This is a genomic window from Nostoc piscinale CENA21 (genome assembly GCF_001298445.1).
Taxonomy (GTDB): domain Bacteria; phylum Cyanobacteriota; class Cyanobacteriia; order Cyanobacteriales; family Nostocaceae; genus Nostoc_B; species Nostoc_B piscinale_A.
Genome location: NZ_CP012036.1, coordinates 5362125 through 5381183, shown reverse-complemented (window position 1 = coordinate 5381183; position 19059 = coordinate 5362125). Strand labels below are relative to the sequence as shown.

Below are 19059 nucleotides of genomic sequence, written 5' to 3'. Positions count from 1 at the left end.
TCGTCTAGCAACAAGAATATAATAGCTATCAGAAGTATTTTGTCATTAGTCATTTGTCCTTAGTCCTTGACCCTTTTCCTCTTGTTAACCAAGAACTAATAACTAAGTAAGTCGATGCAATAAAACCAAACTATGTAAAGAAAAGTAAATAAGGCTCAAACGCTTTCTCCCCTTGCTCCCTGCCCCCTGCCTTATTCCAACAATAATTATTTACACCGACCTACTTGTATGTACATTCCCCGCTTGCACCCAGACACAATTGAGGAAATTAAACAACGTGCTGATATTGTGGATGTGGTATCAGAACACGTAGTTTTACGCAAGCGTGGTAAAGATTTTATCGGTTTGTGTCCCTTCCATAATGAGAAAAGTCCTAGCTTCACCGTCAGTCAAACTAAGCAAATGTATTATTGCTTTGGCTGTAATGCTGGGGGAAATGCAATTAAGTTTTTGATGGATTTGGGTAAACAGTCGTTTACAGAAGTGGTGCTGGATTTGGCGCGGCGCTATCAAGTGAATGTCCAAACCCTGGAACCTGAACAAAGACAAGAATTACAGCGTCAATTATCGTTGCGGGAACAATTGTATGAAGTTCTCGCAGCCACAGCCAATTTTTATCAACACGCCCTGCGTCAAACCCAAGCGCAAAAGGCATTGCAGTATTTATTGGTGAACCGGAAATTAAAAGAAGCAACTATTCAGCAGTTTGGCTTGGGTTACGCCCCGGCTGGTTGGGAAACGCTGTATAGATATTTGGTGGAAAATAAACATTATCCTGTGCAGTTGGTAGAAAAGGCAGGCTTGATTAAGCCTCGCAAAGAAGGGGGCGGTTATTATGATGTTTTCCGCGATCGCCTGATGATTCCCATCCGCGATATTCAAGGGCGGGTGATTGCGTTTGGTGGGCGCACTCTCACGGATGAGCAGCCAAAATATCTCAATTCACCGGAAACAGAACTATTCAATAAAGGTAAAACTTTATTCGCCATTGACTTAGCCAAAACTGGAATTGCTCAAGTTGACCAAGCTGTGGTAGTAGAAGGATATTTTGATGCGATCGCTCTCCATGCGGCGGGGATTAACAATGCTGTGGCTTCTTTGGGTACAGCCCTGAGTTTAGAACAAGTCCGGTTAATGTTACGTTACACCGACTCAAAACAGTTAATTCTCAACTTTGATGCTGATAAAGCCGGGACTAACGCCGCAGAAAGAGCAATTGGAGAAATTGCTGATTTAGCCTACAAAGGTGAAGTCCAACTCAAGATTCTGAATATTCCTGATGGTAAAGATGCTGATGAATACTTGCATACTCACACCACAGAAGATTATCAAAGTTTGTTGCAAAATGCGCCACTGTGGTTAGATTGGCAAATTCAGCAAATTACCAAAGACCGCGATTTAAAACAAGCAACTGATTTTCAGCAAGTAACCCAGCAAATAGTTAAGTTACTCAAAAATATAGTTAACACCGATACTCGCAACTATTATGTTTCGCGTTGTGCAGAAATTCTCAGCTTGGGAGATGCGAGATTAATACCCTTACGGGTGGAAAATTTGCTGACTCAAATTGCTCCGAATGTAGTTAAATTTTCTCAACCAACCCCCACAAAAAGAGAATCGAGTAGTCACAAAAAAGCCCCAGTCCCACAAACAGATAAAAGTCTGTTAGAACAAGCCGAAGCTTTGTTATTGCGAATTTATCTGCACTGTCCCGAACAGCGACCAGCGATTATTAACGAACTTGAGGAACGAAATTTAGATTTTAGTTTGTCTCATCATCGCTTTTTGTGGAGACAGATTTTAGAATTAACCAATGAGCAAGTTAATTTAATTTCTATTGTGCAAGACAGATATTTAGAATTAGATGAAGAAATCGAATTAATTTCGCATTTGTTTCATTTAAATGAAACCAGTAAAAAAGAGATACTCCGCACCCCGCAAGTTGTCCAAGCCGCAACTGCTTGTATGGAAAGAGTATTGCGTGAAAAAACGCTATCGTCACTTTTTAGAATTATGGCAACAAACAGATCCAGAAGTAGAACCAGAAAAATGGCGGGCTTATTATGAGGCATTTTATAACGAAAAAATTAAACTGCAAGAACTCGATCGCCAGCGCCAATTTTCCATCACTGATTTGTTATGAAAGTTCGAGCATTTTTCCAAGCTGCGACAGTTGAAGATATTTCGCCACCATATAACAGTATTCACCTCAAGGTTTTCTACCCAGAACTAGAACAAAATTTAAGTCTTGTTCCTGCTGAAGCTCAAGCATCTACGTTTCCAGTCGTGATTTTGTTCAACGGGATTAACTGTGGCCCCGAAATATATCAATGGTTGGCGGTGAGATTAGCCGAGTTTGGGCTGGTAGTTGTGACATTTTCCTGGATTGCGGAAAATATACCTGGGTTTGTGGCGATGACTCCCGGTGTTGATTTGAGTATGCTGGCTCCGGGTATTTATGGTCAAGGGGCGACAGCTTCAGCTTTACCCACATTGCTGCGAACCTTGGAACGTTTGCAAGTGGAAGGGATTTTGGCTGGCTTACTTGATTTAGACAAAATTATTCTGGGTGGACATTCGGCTGGTGGTAGAGTTGCAATTGAAAGTGCAGATCCTGGATTTTGTTCACAGGTAGTAGCCGCCTTTGCTTATGGCGCACATACAGCAGCAACTGTACAACTGGGATATAAAGCCGGGACAATCTTACCCTTACCAGACTCCTTACCTTTACTCTTGATTGGCGGAAGTTGCGATGGCGTGATTGCGAACAGTAGCCATAACTATGGCGTAACTTGGGAACAACCAACAACTCCTATTATCAGGACTTTCCAAGAAGCGATCGCAGGTGATAGAGATGATAGTTATTTGCTGATTCTAGAAGGCGCAAACCATTTTTCTGTTACCCATCCCTTTGATACCACTATTAGTAGACCAGTTCCTGACTTTCCTGCGACACAGCCAGAAGCAGAACTTCGAGATTTAATTGCCCAAATTCTTGGTTTATTTATTGATGCTCATGTTCGTGATCAAAAAACCGCGCTGGAAGCACTCAATCAAATGTTAGTTACTCAAAATCCGTTAATTGCATTATTTAATCGCAAGTAAATTTTAAACTTGGTGCGTAACAAAGTTAATAGGTAGAATAATTTCAAATTCTGTTTCTTCGTTTAGCTGCGATCGCACACTCAAAGAGCCGCCATGTTGTTTGATAATTGAATAGCTGACAAATAAACCCAAACCTGTAGCACGACCAAAGGGTTTTGTGGTAAAAAATGGTTCAAAAATGCGGTTTTGAATAGCTAAGGGAATTGTACTATCTGTATTGGCGATCGCAATGCGTAAGTGCTGATTGTCGATGACTTCGGTGCGAATGCGAATTTGGGGGTGTTCACTGCATTGATGATTATCTCGAATTGCATCGATGGCATTGTTAATAATATTTAAGAAAACTTGATTTAATTGGCTAGGATAGCAAGTTATCAGAGGTAGTTTGCCATATTCTTTAACTATCTGGACTTCGGGTTGAGTTGCCGAACTTTGCAAGCGATGTTGCAAAATTAGCAAAGTACTTTCAATCCCACTGTGTAAATCTACTGCCTTAATTTCGGCTTCATCCAAGCGCGAAAAGTTGCGTAAACTCAAAACAATCTGGCTAATACGATTACTCCCTGTCTCCATTGAGTCCAGAATTTTATTCACATCATCAAAGATAAAATCAATATCAATTTCTTGGCTTTTATTTGTAATAGCTTGACTGGGTTGGGGATATTCTTGCTGATAAAGTGTCAACAAACTCATTATGTCTTGAATATAACCTTTAGTATAAGTTATATTTCCTTGAATAAAACTGACTGGGTTATTAATTTCATGGGCAATTCCGGCAACCAACTGCCCCAGAGATGACATTTTTTCTGTATGAATTAATTGAGCTTGAGTTTGTTGTAATTGTTTAATAGTTTGCTCTAAATCTTGGGCTTTTTGGTTCAGTGCTTTGGTTTTTTGTTCTACTTCTGCTTCTAAAGTGTAAGAATAATTTTCGACTTGTTGATATAAGCGAGCATTTTCTAAAGCAATGGCAGCTTGAATACACAAAAAGTTGAGAACCAAGATGCGATCGCTCGTAAATACTCCACTGGTAGAATTATTTTTTAAATACAAAATCCCGATTAAATCTCCTTGATTGAGAATTGGCAAGCACAATAAACTTTTTGGTTGGTGTTGCCATAAATATTCATCAATTATAGGTAAATCTGTTTTAAGTTCATCAATTACTACCACTTGTTGACTGTTTTTGACATAGTGAATCAACTTTACAGGTAAATTAGGATTATCTTCTAAAGGTTCGGCAAATAGTTCTGTGTTTTCTGATGTAGCGATCGCTCTCAATAACCATTCTCCTTGATTATTTGGCAAAATCAACGCACAGCGATCGCCGCCAGAATTTTGGAGAATCATCTGCGTTAGTTGGTGTAGCAATTCATTCAGTTGAATTTTGCCAGAGATGGCTTGAGAAGCCTTGAGAACAGTTACAAAATCAAGAGTTGCGTTAATACTTGTACTAGAAGAGTGAGAGGTTGTCTTTTTACTATGAGTCACGCCATTCACAGTTGCAAGACTCGCCAGTGTTTCTAATGGGTTCCAGTGTTGTGTGGTTTTATGCAGAATGGGACGTAATAAATGAGGGTAGCGTTTTTTCTAAATCATCAATTTTGGCTGTCGCACCCCAATGAGCATAGCAATAGTAGGCTTCCTGCATATACTGCGGCGATTTTTTTCTTTGTGGCGTTCAAGGTAGAATTTGGCAGCGAGTTCATTGGCTAATGCTTCTTCTTGGATGTAATGATTTTCTTTTGCTACTGCGATCGCGCGATCATATAATTCCATTGCGGCGTAAGGTTTGCCTAAAACACGGCAAAGTTCGGCTTCTACTAAGTGGAATTTGTGTAAATGATTAGTGGGAACTAAATCTGCCCATTGCTGAAGTTTTTGTTGATGAAGTTGCACACGCTCTAAAATAGCTGATGCTTCAGGTTCTGCAATTTGGTTAAAGATGGCTAACTGCGCTAAAGCATCATAAAAAGGTAGCAAAACGCTGACAAATAAACCAGGAACACCATCTAAATATTCTGTAGCAATCTCAGCCTCAGCGATCGCTTGCTGATATTCACCAAACAAGTAGCAGAGAATAATTTTGTTAATTTTGGCATGATAAACAGCCGGACGATCATTAACTGCTTGATGTTGGGGTAACATCTCATCTTCGTTGTAAACATCCCCTACTAACAAAAAAGGCGTTTCACTAAAGCCGAGTAAGTTTAAAGTCGCTTGGTAATAAGTTTTTTGATAATTCAGGGCTGTGGTTTGCTTGAGTTGGGCGATCGCCTTACTATATGTAGCTAACTCTTGTTCTAATGCTGTTAGTTCTTTACCAGAACAATAAGAATGGAAGCTATAACCAAATATGCACCATACAGCCCATTCTAAATCTCCTGTTTCTAATCCACTTTGGTAGCCTTGCAAAAAAGATGTTAGCGTCGCTTTCAGAGGCTCTTGCCAATGTCTAATACAATTATTAAAGACTGCTTCTATCTTGGCATGTAGTTGTTGGGCGGCAAACTTTTCCATTAAGTTTAAACCCAGTTGTCCAAATTTGTAGCTGGTTTCTACCGCACCAGTAAAAGCACAAAGAATTAACCCATAACTGGTATATGCAAAAGCCGATAAAGCTGTATTACCGTATTGAATTGATAAATTAACTTGTTCACAAATTGTCAAAGGTAACATTTCTGGACAGCCATTATATGCAGCCCCAAACATACTTGCTAAAATTCGCATTGCAGCTTGGGCGCGAATATCTGTCATTACAGGTAAATCAATTATTTCTGCGGTGTTTTTTTCACCCAAGATTAAACTTGTTTTTTCTAGTGCTTGGTTAACATCTTGATATATAGGCTGGTTTGGTAAATCTATCCCTAATTGATGCAGAATTACCAAGGCTGTATCTAAGCCTAAGCGTAGTTGATTTTGAGCAATACAAGCCTGAATTTTAATTTCATAGATAGGTATAATATCCCAAAGATTTTTCGCCTGATTTAATACTATTTTAGATAGCTCCTCCATCTGCTCAAAATTTGTATTCAGATAAGCAGCTTCTGTTGCTTCTGTATAAATTGCCAGCATTAAATTATAAGATGCTTGCCAATGATGATTTGCTAATAATTTTCTGGCAAATTCATAATACTCGACGGCAGCAGCATAAGCTGTAGAAATTTTCGCTCTACGTCCGGCGATTAAATTCAATTCAGCTAAATATTTTTGTTCTTGGGGATTAATAACTAAATCAATGCCTAGTTTAAATTGATTGACTAAATCAAAAATTTTTTTCCTCTTGTTCTGTTGGGGAAGTATGCTGGAGTAATAGTTGCCCAATTTGATAGTGAGTTGCTGCTTTTTGTTCTTGGGGAATTAAACAGTAAGCAGCTTGTTGAACGCGATCATGTAGAAATTGATAGGCAACATTTTGAATATACCCATGATTACTATTCGTTTGTGTCTGGTGCAAATAAAATTTATAAATTTCACTTTGGGGTAAAATCAATCCCTCTTGTAATGCTTTCCATAATGCTGTTGCTGTATCAGTTGGTGACTGCTCAGAAACAATTGCTAAAGTAGTTAAATCAAAGGAATTACCAATACAAGCAGCCAACTTCAAGACATTTTGTGTTGCTTCGGGTAACTTCTGTAACTGACTAGCAATGAACTCTACTACATCCGCAGTTACAGCTAGTCTATTTACTGCCGCTAAATCACATTCCCAATCACCTTGCTGGTAATTAAATTTAATTATTCCATCTTCATATAATGCTTTGAGAAACTGGGTGATAAAAAAAGGATTACCGCTTGTTTTGCGCTCAATTAATGCGGTGAGGGGTTGCGATCGCGCAGCTACTTCTTTGGAGTCTCGCTCAGTAGTACAATGCAATGTATCCGCCACTAACTGATTCATATCCGCCCAAGCCAGAGAAGTTAAAGTGATTGTATTCACTGTCTTACCAGCCTGCTTTATCTCCTCCACTGTCAATATTAATGGATGTGCGGAAGACACTTCATTATCTCGATAAGCCGCCAACAACAACAGAAAATGCTGATTTTCCATCAACAGTTTAATTAATTGCAAAGAAGCCAAATCTGCCCATTGTAAATCATCCAAAAATATCACCAAAGGATGATCTGATGTAGTGAAGACAGCAATAAACTTCTGAAACAACAAATTAAAGCGATTTTGTGCCGCAGTTCCTGATAATTCTGGTGCAGGTGGTTGTTTCCCAATCAATCGTTCTAATTCGGGAATTACTTCAATTAAAACTTGACCGTTTTCCCCCACCACTTCTAAAATCTGGCTCCGCCACTGTGCCAGTTTTGCATCCGATTCTGATAACAATTGCCCCATCAAATCACGCAACGCTTGGACAAAGGCCGAGAAAGGAATATTTCGGTTAAATTGGTCAAACTTTCCTTTGATAAAATAACCTTTTTGACGGGTAATTGGCTTATGAACTTCGTTAATAACAGCCGTTTTCCCAATTCCCGAAAATCCTGCCACCAACATCATTTCTGATGTGCCACTAGCTACACGTTCAAATGCTTGTAATAAGCGATTGACTTCTGCTTCTCTACCATATAATTTTTCGGGGATGAGGAAGCGATCGCATACATCCTGCTCACCAATTTTAAAATCAATAATTTGCCCTGTATCTTGGAGTTGTGTTAAACAAAGTTCTAAATCATACTTTAATCCCAAAGCACTTTGATATCTATCTTCGGCATTTTTTCGCCATTAATTTCAACACAATATCTGCTACTACTTGTGGAATTTCTTTCCTGTTTCCTATCAACGTTGGCATTTTTGCTAAATGGCAATGTACCAACTCCATCGGCTCATCGCTATTAAATGGCAATTCTCCTGTCAATAATTCATAAAATGTCACACCCAGAGAATAAAAATCGCTGCGGTAGTCTATACCGCGATTCATTCTCCCTGTTTGTTCTGGGGAAATATAAGCTAAAGTTCCTTCTAAAATATTCAGACTTTTAATTTCTTGAGTTTCTTTTGGGAGTAATGAAGCAATACTAAAATCAATTAATTGAACTTGTTTTGTTTGCGGGTGAATTAAAATATTTGCTGGTTTAATATCTTTATGAATCACGCGATTTTGATGTAATTCATAGAGACTAGTACTTAATTGAATAGCAATATGCAAAAATTCTGCTAGAGATAAAGTATTGCTTTGAATATATTCTCGTAATGATATTCCTCCGGTATCTGCCATCACGAGAATATAACCGTTGTTATATGTTTCTAAAGATAATGGCTGAATAATCCCAGCAATGTTGAGATTTTTGCTAATGGTGTATTGATTGCGGAGTTTGAGTAATTCTTGAAAGGTAGGATATTCTGAAGTTAATAGCTTGATGACGACTGGAAGTTGATCTGATTCGCGGATAGCTCGATATACAATCGTTCGGAAGCCAGCATATAGTTGTGAGCTAATTTCATATCCGGGAGTGATGGGGTTAGCATTGACTGTCGCCATCTATACATACCTCATGCCACAAGTTAGTTTCTGTTGTTTTTCAACAAGCAATGCAGAACTTGTCTGCACTCCGCTAGTATTCCCATCAGCGAGATGTAGACTAACAGTATGCACAGGTATGAACAAAAAACTAAACGATGTTAAGAACAGTTAACTAGGGTTTGCTGAAAAAGTTACCTGAGAGGACATCAAATTACGACACCAGTACCGACAGCAACACAGTAAAGCGCCGCATGACGTTTGCCATCAATACCCAACATCCGATTGAGGCTGAGGTCATGAAAACCACCGATGCAAAGACTACCTAGACCTAATTGCACAGCCATCAGACAAATATTTTCTGCTTGATGACCAGCTTCTAAAAGTGCAAAACGGTAGCCCCGCGCACCATATTTGCACAGTGATCGCATAAAAATAGACGTAAAGATCAACAAAGCATTTGCATTCACAATGTAATCTTGTTGCAATAAAGCTTCTACAAAATCATTTGGTACTGCCTGATTCACTGGATGTAAGCCATGACCACGCGGTTCATAATGATAGAGTCCATCAGCTAAATTTTCCACCGCTTGCGTTGAGACAAAAACTTCCAACGGATACAGCCCTCCCGCCGATGGTGAGTTTCGCGCTTCATAAGTATAATCATCCATCTGACGCAACCCATTTAACCCACATCCCGCATCCAACAATTGAGCTAATTTAATCAATGGCATAGTTGTATTAGCAAACGATCGCACAGAAGACCGTTGCTCTAAAAGCTGGCTCAAAGAATTGTCATGTGGTGCTTTGGGCAATTCCAAAAAAGGAGCCTCTGGCATATACCGCATTTCCGTAGCCGGAACACGCTTGACATAACTTTTCGGTACTGGGGAGTTCAAATGATAGAGAAGAGCTAATTCCAGTGGCTCGTTGACTGTATACATAGTGATTTAAAAGATGAGTAATGAGTATTTACTGGGACTTACGCAAGAACTCTCTCAAACTCTTTTTCCCCCTGCCCCCGCCCCGACCTATTTAAGCCATAGGATGCGGACAGGGATTTAAATCAGCCTCGCTGCGTCGCCCACCATGACCTAACCTGTGTGGCACTTCAAATAACCGCCGATTTCCCAATGGTTCTAACCCATAACCAAAATATATCGGCACTAATTCACTCGCCAAAGTCCGCACGACTCGAAAACCAAGTGGTGCCACATCAGGAGTTGTAATATCAACTAAATATGGTTCAGCCCCCACAGAATGCAATCTTGTGATGACAGTCTGCAATTTTTCTGCCTCTGTGGTGTGGGTGTAGGTTGGTAAATCTTCAACGGCTATGCAATTATCATGCTCAAATAAAAATTCCAACTCACCTAGGCGAGTGGTTGTGTAGAAAAAGGCGCTGTGATCATCTAAATGCTGTACATCTTGATATTGATGGAGATGAGAACCAGCACCGTTAGCTTTGCGTTCTATGTCACCGAAACGGGCTTGGCAGACTTCAAAAATTGCCTTACGCAGCGCCGTTGAACCATCCAGATGACATCCTAAACCAGTGGCGACAGCAGGAGTTCTGCCGGAACAGTCAATTAACATCGCCATCACCACTGGGATGTTAATATCAGTAGTCAAATAAAAGGTAACTAATTCAATCCCAAATCGGGCGTAGTGGCGGAAAATTTCTGTTTCAATTCCAGGACGGTGGGCGAAATAAATCCTGGGCGCAGGTAAACGGTTTAACCAATTAATAATGAAAGCATCACGCTCAATTAATTCACACAAGCCGCTGTAAGCCGCAAACTCAAGATTTGGGCCACTAGCCAGGCCATTGGAAGTCACAGGTAAAATGTAATCTCCTGGTTGATAGCTATCCCAGTCAAAATAAACCATGAATGCTGGGACTAACACTGGTTGGTTACTGGTGAGAGATATGGCAGTTATCCACGAAGTCTGCGTTGTTTTATCAAAAGTGAGAAAAGGAAAATTTGGGTCAGAGTACTGGGTATCAGAAAATGAGAAAAAACTTGGTGGCGGGACAGCAGGATAAGTTAAATCTGCGTAGCTACTAATTATGAGTTGGCGATAATTAACAATACTGCCACAGTATCGCTCTACGGCTTCTCCAACCGCCCCAAAAATTGCTTGTTCATCTGTCATTCCTCTGCCGACACCGTAGCGTAAATCATCTGGCTGTTTACGCAACTGAAAATTTGCTAATTCGGCTTGCCAGAGAACTGGAAAATCAAACTCTGTATAAGGCTTGGTAAATCTATCGATGGCGCGGATAATACCTGTATGGGGACTAACTAAATCACGCCAACGTGGACTAGCGATCGCACTATTCACTGATTCTCTCCTGTTGTGAACAATGGGGGCAACCAGGTTTTTTCAGCACAACATTGTGAGTGAGTTTTGTACCCAGTAAGTCTATATGTACTAATTTGCCATCCGTAGCGATGGGTAAACCGAGAAACATTTTAATGGCATCCAGGGCTAAGTAACTTCCTACTAACATCTGGGCGATGGGTAAAGTTTCTTGCAATCTTGGTTGAGAACGGCGTTCTCGGTCAAGAAATCGCTCAATTGCTAATTCTGCCTCTGGTAGTTTGGCGCAAGCTATCGACCGCATCCGATAGCAGAGATAACAAGGGCCATCAGCAGCCAAAACTAACGGCCCAAAAGTGCCTTCCACACCAGCCGCACCACCTGGTAATAATGGGCGTTGCATCTGCCAGCATAATCTATTCAAACGATAAGCAAGATTGACAGAGACAGCATCGGTGGCGACAATTACCAAGTCTACATCTTCTAGTAAAGCATTGACTGTCGTATCGTCTGTGAAATTATCGGTCACAATTTCAGTTTCGGTGATTTCTGCGATCGCGGCAATTTGTCTTGCAACTTCCACACCCCGCAAAGCACCGATTTGATTAAATACTGAGTCTGACATCATCATCACATCAGATGTCAGTGTGCAGACATCATCACATAATCTCAAAAAACCAATCCCCGCACTAGCCAAGTTGATTGCCGCTATCAACCCTGAACCCCCCAATCCAAAAATAGCAATTCTCGCTTTTGCTAAGTGTTTTTGGGCATTCTTTTGCTGAAATCCCAACTCATGATAAAGACTAATTTGAGGCAGTAAATCAGCCCGCACGTCTAAATCAGTAGCATCTTCTAATAATTCTTCAACTAAACGATTTTCCATCAAAAACTGTAAACATTGATTGATTGAAGCATCTGTTAATTTTTCTCCAATTGCTAGCCGAATTTCTCCGATTGTTCGAGAGCCATCTAGCAAAGGTAATACTATACTTTCCACATCACGCAGTGCTTGACCTTTTACTGTTAGTGTGCGCCGCGTTGTATGAAAAATCATTGTTTCATCACCGCTACAATCTGACGGCATTACATGAACAACAATATGTTCTAATAAACGCAGACGTTGAGCATCATTTAATTGCATAGGCTATATTTGATTATTTCAAGTTCTCAAAAATAATCTCAAAACTGTTTTTTAGTATTTATCAGGTATTTTTTTGCTGTTATAGCAATTCTATTTGATTGGTAAAAATTATTTGTTTTCACATAATCTGATTTTAGATCCCCGACTTTTTTTCAGAAGTCAGAGATCTAAAATCTATATATTTCCAAATAATTTAGTATCCAAATCCAAGCTCCTCTATGTCGTCTGGAACACATGAAATTGAGCCAGCTTCACTGACTCTACATCCACAGCCACGACATCCACAGCCACGACATCCACAGCCACGACATCCACAGCCACCACATCCAAAACAGCCAAAACATCCACGACATCCCCGACATCCACCACATCCACCACATCCACCGCAATTAGCAAACCATCTTTGCTGAGTTTCAGAGTCTAACATTCCTGGCATTGCTAATTTTTCTAAAGCTGCTATTTCTTCATCAGACAACAAAAGTTGTTCTAATTTATCAGCTTTATCTTCCAAACGCATATCTATTGTTTGTTGGGTCAGTGTCTTTTCTGCAAGCATTGTCAATTACTCCTTGTAACTTCAATTCATGAGCCTGTTAGCAAATCTGCATTCAAGTCGCCGAAAAACTTTGCTGATGTTTATCCATCAACAAGTTGGATGAAATTACAGATATGGGAACAAGCAAATGTGAAGGATGAGCCGATAATCAGACAGTAGTTGATGTTTAACTATATATGCCAATAAAGACATAGTTAAACAAAAATATTCAGATTTCCACTAATCCACAACAGGCCAAATCACTTTGCCATCAGTGATGGGAATTTCCATAGAGGATTAATCTTCCCGAAAACCTTGTCTTTGATAAATCTTTTGTGATTGTTAGCGACAGTTTGTCCTGTCTTGATCATCTAACTTCTCTAACATTATCTTTTTCTAGAGTTTTTTATTCTTGCTAAAGTAGTATACTTTTGACTCGTGATATTTAGATTTTTCTATCTTAAGTAAGATGGTTTTGAGTTGAAATAGAATCTAATATTACTGCCTGCAATGAATTGAAGAAGGCAGGAGGTAAAAGTTTGATTATTTGTGGTATTCAAGCTTTCAAAATGCCCTAACTTATGTGACTACCACTATATATACAAACTCATCTGAATACATATATCTTGCACTAGGCGAATGGAAAGCGGCGAATTCCATTTGTCGGAGCTAGGCCTCTAGTTACACTTTCATACTTAGCTATAAAACTTGTTTCATCAGGACTATCTCCTGCCTCCTGCCTTCTGCCTCCTGCCTTCAAATATCAATAATTAGGTTTAATTGATGAACGATTTTAGAGTTTGGTTTGCAGACTACGCTAACGCTTTATTTCGTTCTCTACCTTTGTTATGGCAAGCAGCACCAAGAGAAATGATTTTCTTAATTGCTGTGACTTTATTACAAGGGATTCTGCCAGCTATTAGTGTTTGGATTACTAAGTTAGTGGTAGATACTGTAGCAGTAGCCTTAACATCTGGGAGAGAATTAGGGTATGCAGTTCTGATACCTTTGGTATTAGGATGGGTGGGAGCTTTGCTATTAGAATCACTGCTTTATCCTTGGATATTGGCACTTCAAGGAAATCTTAATGATAAGTTAACGGCACATATCAGCTTATTGTTAATGCGTAAAGCAGATAATTTTGCAGATTTAAGCCGTTTTGAAGATTCTTTATTTTATGATGAACTACAACTATTGCAACAACAAGTCGCCTATAAACCGTTAGGTTTACTAGAAAATTTAGTGGAATTAAGTCGCTCTTTTGTGACTTTGATAGTAATAGTTGGGTTACTAGTTCCCTTAGCTTTTTGGATACCATTGGTAATTGCGATCGCCACTATACCCCAAATTGTCGTTTCTTCTCAATATGGCAAAGCAATTTGGCTGACTTTATTTGAAAATAGTCCGCAAGCGCGGCGAATGGAATATTACACTTCACTCATGCTAACTGATAGCTACGCGAAAGAAATCAGGTTATTTCAACTAAGTTCTTTTTTTATCGAGCGTTACTTACAAGCATTTCAATCTTTACATCAAACCATGCGTTATCTGCGTGGTAAGCAAGCATTTTGGTCATCAACTTTAGCTATTCTGAGTACTCTAGGTAATGGTTTTGCTTTTTATTGGGTGGTACGGCAAGCTTTTCGTGGTAATTTCAGTCCCGGTAGCGTACTTTTATTTGTGCAATCATTAACTTACTTTCAAAATAATCTCGAAAGATTTGTCGCTAACTGGGTAGAGTTATTTGAAAATATTCTTTATATGCAGCAGTTTTTCAATTTTCTCGACAGTCCCATCCCAATGCAAATCAGCATTCCTGGAGAAAAAGTACCAATGCCGATTCGTTCTGGTATTCTCTTTGAGAAAGTTGACTTTTACTACCCAGATAATCGATTAGCTCTACAAGATATTTCTTTTACTATTTACCCTGGACAAACTGTCGCCATAGTCGGCGAAAATGGCGCAGGAAAAACAACTTTAGTAAAGCTTTTAACTAGGCTGTATGATCCAACACAAGGTTGTATTTTAGTAGATGGTATAGACCTGAGAAATTTAAATTTACAACAGTGGCGACAACAAATTGCTGGCGTTTTTCAAGACTTTGGTCATTACGCGCTAACTCTGGGAGAAAATATCGCGTTAGGAAATTTGGCGGCTTTAGAAAGTCCCGATATTCTCAGGTATGCAATCGAAAAAGCAGATATCACCACACTCGTTGATCATTTTCCCACAAGAGAAGATACACCATTAGGTAAGCAATTTGGTGGTACAGAACTTTCTGGTGGACAGTGGCAAAAGTTAGCTTTAGCGCGTGCTTTTGTACGGCGAGAGGCACAGATATTATTATTAGATGAACCAACGGCTGCACTTGATCCGCGTAGTGAATATGACCTCTACCGACGCTTTATTGAATTAGCCGAGGGTAAAACAACAATTTTAATTACTCATAGACTAGCTTCAGTACGAATGGCTGACCGAATTTTAGTCATGAAAGCTGGTCATTTAATTGAAGATGGAACTCACCAAGAACTTTTACAGCTTGGTGGTGAATATACAACTTTGTGGAATATGCAGGCACAACATTATGGTATATCTGAATAAGTAGGAGGACTCAATTAAACCTAACTTGAGATTACCGGGTTTCGACTAGTCCGCGTAGGTGGACTTTGTTTTTATAGCCGCGAATTCCATTCGTCGGGACTGGGGATGAGGTCAAAAAGCACTCATTGAATTCACGTTAATTCAGAAATTATGTAACATTCTCTACCAAGTATAATTTCTGCAAAAAAACATACATAAAAAATATTTTTTCTTACTGCCAACCAAAGATAAACAAATTATCTTAGCAGGCTTCCAAGATTTTAAACAATGACTAACAAGACAGTTAAAAAACTTATCACAATCTAAATTTTTATCATTAACCTTTTGATAGATTAGTGCTGCTCTAGAAAAGCTATATATTGAGACAGAGCTAACCTAGAATTTATGATTGCTCTTCATGCTGTATCAGTAAATTGCATCTAAAAAGACCGAAAATTATTCACTTTATTTTTAGTAACCTGATAAGTCATGACATCCCCTGAGCCTCAAATTGATTTTGACAAAGAACTTACAGAACCATCATCACCACCTCAAAAAAATTGGCGATGGTGGCGATTATTGTTAGCGTTAATACTAATAGTAGGGGGTGGAATTGCGATCGCTTGGCGTTTACTTACTCCGGTACAGCCAACAAAACCTATTCATGCTCAAACACCAGGGGTAAGAGCAAAAATAGCACCTGTACAATTAGGCACAATTGAAGAAAGTGCAGACTATATTGCCACTTTAGAGTCCCGACGTTCTATCAATCTCCTACCGAGAATTCCTGGCCAAGTTACCCAGATATTTGTCAAGCCAGGAGAGACGGTTGCCATAGGTACACCCATTATTCAAATAGATTATAAAGCTCAACAACCTAGTAACCTAGGCAATAATGGTGCAACTCAAGCAACCGCAGCCCTACTAGAAAGCGCCCGCGCCACACTCCGCGCTTTGGAACTAGAACGCATATCAAAGTTAGGTGAAGTACAGTCAAATCAATTAGATTACGCGAAATCTGCCAATTTAGCAGACCAAGGTGCAATATCACGCCAAGCCAAGGATTTAGCTGCTAATCGGTTGGCGACAGCAAAAGCTAATCTAGATGCTGTCAATTCTCGTATTCAAGCCCAAAAAACTAGCATTCTGCAAGCTGAAACTGCCCTCCAGCAAGCCAACGCCAACAATAGACAACCACCAGCACAACTCCAGTATGACAAAATTACGGCTCCCTTCGCTGGTACGGTGGGCGATATCTCGGTAAAAGCTGGTGATTTTGTCACGACTTCTTCACGGCTGATGACTGTTGCCGAAACCCGACCTTTAGAAGTTGCTTTAACTTTACCACTAGAGCGCGGCCCCAAATTACGTAAGGGAATGCCTGTGGAAATTCTCAACACCCAAGGGCAAGTTTTGGGTACAAGTCGAGTGTTTTTAATTGTTCCCAATGTCAACACTGAACAACCATCGATATTAATTAAAGCATTGTTCAACAATACCCAAGGGCAATTCAGGGCAGGTCAATTAGTCCGCACAAGGGTAATTTGGAATCAGCGTTCTGGAGTTTTAATTCCAACTACAGCAGTAACTCGCGTGGCGGGTGAAACTTTTGTTTATGTCGCCCAACAGCAAACCACTCCCCAAGGAATTTCTCAGTTAGTAGCGCAACAAAGGCGAGTCAAGTTAGGTAATATCAAAAATAACTACTACCAAGTTTTAGCGGGGTTACAGCCAGAAGACAAAATTATTATCTCTGGATTGCTGAACATTCGGGATGGTGTGCCTATAGTTCCTGAGTCTTAGGGAGTGTGGAGTAGGTAAATTTAACCTTTGTGCGATAGGTTAAGAGCAACTCATAAATAGTAAAGCAGGATTTACTTATGGCAGCTTTAACAGGCAAAGTTGCAATTGTCACTGGTGCATCGCGTGGAATTGGTAGAGCGATCGCTTTAACATTAGCCGAAAAGGGTGCATCTATCGTAGTTAATTATGCGGGGAATACAGCTAAAGCCCAAGAAGTTGTTGCAGAAATCGAAAAACTGGGAGTACAAGCAATTGCTATCCAAGCTGATGTGGGTAGTGTGGCTGATATTGAACAGCTATTTCAAAAAACCATTGCCCATTTTGGCAAAATAGATATTTTAGTGAATAATGCTGGCACAATTATTTACAAACCAGCTACAGAAATTACAGAAGCAGAGTTTGACAAACTCTTTGCTGTCAATGTCAAAGGAACTTTTTTTGCCTGTCAACAAGCTGCACAACATATAGCCGTAGGCGGCAGAATTATTAACTTTTCTTCATCCACCACAGCTATGATGTTGCCAACTTACAGTGCTTATGCTGCAACAAAAGGCGCAGTGGAACAAATAACGCGGGTGTTAGCTAAAGAGTTAGGTGCTAAAGAAATTACTGTGAATGTTGTTTCTCCTGGCCCCACAGATACAGAGCTATTCCGTGAAGGCAAAACTACGGAACAAATTAATCGTTTAGCTCAAATGTCCGCTTTTAACAAGCTGGGTGATGTCCAAGAAATTGCCGACGTGGTAGCTTTTTTAGCCAGTGAAGAAGCACGTTGGATTACTGGGCAGAACATTCGCGTTAACGGTGGGGTTGTCTGAGGCTTTTACTTCTCAAATATCTTTTTCTTAGTTTTATAGTTATGCAGTTTCAGGTTTGAGATTATCTGTGCAGATAGGGAGTAGGAAAAAGTATTTTTTAGGTCTACTGTTTTTTCAGAAATCAAACATTAGTCTTATATAATCTTCCTGGAACGGCAGACAAAACAAGTAAAGAAAAATGGGCGAAAAAAAATTTGTGTAAAACGTTTTCTGTTATACAAAATTAGTTCCTCAAACTGATTTATAACTTGTTTTTTTGCTAGTAATTCTCAGTTAACCAATAATTCCTTGATAGTGAAATTATCTAGTTTCATTTGGGGAATTAACAGGAAATCTGCAATTATCCATCGTTTTGCTTTGGGGACAACCCAAAAGCAAAAACCTACAATTAAAATTTTCTGACAGGTATTCTCAAACTATGGATTTATCCAACATTACTACTCTGCATAACTTAGAAGCAGCCTTCGGTGGTGAGTCGATGGCTAATCGCAAATATTTATATTTTGCGAAAGTTGCTAGTAAATTGGGGTTTTCGGATCTAGCAAAACTGTTTCGTGAAACCGCAGAACAAGAAACCGAACATGCTTTTGCTCATTTTGAGTTGCTGCATCCAGAACTGGTGGTAAAAGATCCAGCAGGTTTAACTGATGAACAAAAAAAACAAATCGTTTCTCGTTGCTTATCTTTAGCGATTGAAGGTGAGACTTACGAATACACTACAATGTATCCCGAATTTGCTGAAGCTGCAAAAAGCGATCGCGATAACCCAGCCGCCGCCGAATTTCTCAAACAAGCACAAGAATCTGGCGAACACGCTAATACATTTCGAGAAGCTGCACACCGTTTTGGCTTGCTCAAGTTTATCGAACATTACCACGCCGATCGCTACACTGAAGCATTAGAAGTTTTAAATGGTGGACAAGCCGCCACTAGAGTAGCTGGCGATGATCCCCAAACTCGTAAATGGATTTGTCGTCAATGCAGTATGATTTATGACCCCGTAGCTGGCGACCCCGATTCAGGAATTGCGCCCGGTACAGCTTTTGAAGATATTCCTGATGATTGGAAATGTCCAATTTGTGGTGCTACCAAAAAGACTTTTAAACCTCTAGAAGAAAAAGTTGCGGCTTAAAAATGGGGGCTTGTAGTCTGCCAAGATAACTTTGCGTGGCGGCAGGCTTCGGGGCAGGGAGCAGGGAGCGGAGGGGAAAGATTCTCTCCCTTGCGCTCTGTCCCCTACGCCCCTGCGGCCTCAATGTCCTTTCTTAAATCTTTAACAGC

The 19059-nt window shown here is 39.8% G+C and carries 9 protein-coding genes and 2 pseudogenes; 6 read left to right on the top strand and 5 right to left on the bottom strand.

What is annotated here, in order from left to right:
• Window positions 1-228 precede the first annotated feature (228 nt).
• Window positions 229-2143, top strand: a pseudogene (gene dnaG, locus ACX27_RS23035) (DNA primase).
• Window positions 2140-3105, top strand: a complete 966-nt coding sequence (locus ACX27_RS23030; protein WP_062295843.1) for an alpha/beta hydrolase — start codon at window positions 2140-2142, stop codon at window positions 3103-3105. The pseudogene dnaG and the gene ACX27_RS23030 overlap by 4 nt, the downstream one beginning before the upstream one ends.
• Before the next feature lie 3 nt (window positions 3106-3108).
• Here the strand turns inward: ACX27_RS23030 and ACX27_RS35845 are convergent.
• The 5 genes and pseudogenes from ACX27_RS35845 to ACX27_RS31160 all read right to left on the bottom strand — a co-directional run bounded on the left by ACX27_RS35845 (window position 3109) and on the right by ACX27_RS31160 (window position 12598).
• Window positions 3109-8594, bottom strand: a pseudogene (locus tag ACX27_RS35845) (trifunctional serine/threonine-protein kinase/ATP-binding protein/sensor histidine kinase).
• 188 nt (window positions 8595-8782) lie between these two features.
• Complete coding sequence (locus ACX27_RS23010; RefSeq protein WP_062295839.1) at window positions 8783-9517, bottom strand: SagB/ThcOx family dehydrogenase; 735 nt, start codon at window positions 9515-9517, stop codon at window positions 8783-8785.
• Window positions 9518-9608: 91 nt separating this feature from the next.
• Complete coding sequence (locus ACX27_RS23005; protein WP_062295838.1) at window positions 9609-10919, bottom strand: YcaO-like family protein; 1311 nt, start codon at window positions 10917-10919, stop codon at window positions 9609-9611.
• Window positions 10912-12042: a TOMM precursor leader peptide-binding protein gene (locus ACX27_RS23000; protein ID WP_062295837.1), complete on the bottom strand. Its 1131-nt coding sequence runs from the start codon at window positions 12040-12042 to the stop codon at window positions 10912-10914. Before ACX27_RS23000 ends, ACX27_RS23005 begins: the two co-directional genes overlap by 8 nt.
• Window positions 12043-12235: 193 nt before the next feature.
• Entirely contained in the window at window positions 12236-12598 is a 363-nt protein-coding gene (locus ACX27_RS31160; protein ID WP_083468815.1) for a hypothetical protein, read from the bottom strand.
• Window positions 12599-13360: 762 nt separating this feature from the next.
• On the opposite strand from ACX27_RS31160, the gene ACX27_RS22990 reads away from it, so the two are divergent.
• From ACX27_RS22990 to rd, 4 genes are all read left to right on the top strand, one after another.
• Window positions 13361-15178 (top strand): ABC transporter ATP-binding protein, encoded by a 1818-nt coding sequence (locus ACX27_RS22990; RefSeq protein ID WP_062295834.1) that lies wholly within the window; start codon window positions 13361-13363, stop codon window positions 15176-15178.
• A gap of 468 nt (window positions 15179-15646) precedes the next feature.
• Window positions 15647-16960, top strand: a complete 1314-nt coding sequence (locus ACX27_RS22985; protein WP_062295832.1) for an efflux RND transporter periplasmic adaptor subunit — start codon at window positions 15647-15649, stop codon at window positions 16958-16960.
• 77 nt (window positions 16961-17037) lie between these two features.
• Complete coding sequence (locus tag ACX27_RS22980; RefSeq protein ID WP_062295830.1) at window positions 17038-17778, top strand: SDR family oxidoreductase; 741 nt, start codon at window positions 17038-17040, stop codon at window positions 17776-17778.
• Between the two features lie 418 nt (window positions 17779-18196).
• Window positions 18197-18910 carry a rubredoxin gene (gene rd / locus ACX27_RS35095; protein ID WP_062295828.1) on the top strand — a complete coding sequence of 238 codons (714 nt, stop codon included), beginning with the start codon at window positions 18197-18199 and terminating at the stop codon, window positions 18908-18910.
• The last annotated feature ends 149 nt before the right edge of the window (window positions 18911-19059 follow it).

What these genes read in the sequence shown, in the direction of transcription:
- ACX27_RS23030 (WP_062295843.1), top strand. Translation starts at nt 2,140, where the DNA reads ATGAAAGTTCGAGCATTTTTCCAAGCTGCGACAGTTGAAGATATTTCG.
- ACX27_RS23010 (WP_062295839.1), bottom strand. Translation starts at nt 9,517, where the DNA reads ATGTATACAGTCAACGAGCCACTGGAATTAGCTCTTCTCTATCATTTG.
- ACX27_RS23000 (WP_062295837.1), bottom strand. Translation starts at nt 12,042, where the DNA reads ATGCAATTAAATGATGCTCAACGTCTGCGTTTATTAGAACATATTGTT.
- ACX27_RS31160 (WP_083468815.1), bottom strand. Translation starts at nt 12,598, where the DNA reads ATGCTTGCAGAAAAGACACTGACCCAACAAACAATAGATATGCGTTTG.
- ACX27_RS22990 (WP_062295834.1), top strand. Translation starts at nt 13,361, where the DNA reads ATGAACGATTTTAGAGTTTGGTTTGCAGACTACGCTAACGCTTTATTT.
- ACX27_RS22985 (WP_062295832.1), top strand. Translation starts at nt 15,647, where the DNA reads ATGACATCCCCTGAGCCTCAAATTGATTTTGACAAAGAACTTACAGAA.
- ACX27_RS22980 (WP_062295830.1), top strand. Translation starts at nt 17,038, where the DNA reads ATGGCAGCTTTAACAGGCAAAGTTGCAATTGTCACTGGTGCATCGCGT.
- rd (WP_062295828.1), top strand. Translation starts at nt 18,197, where the DNA reads ATGGATTTATCCAACATTACTACTCTGCATAACTTAGAAGCAGCCTTC.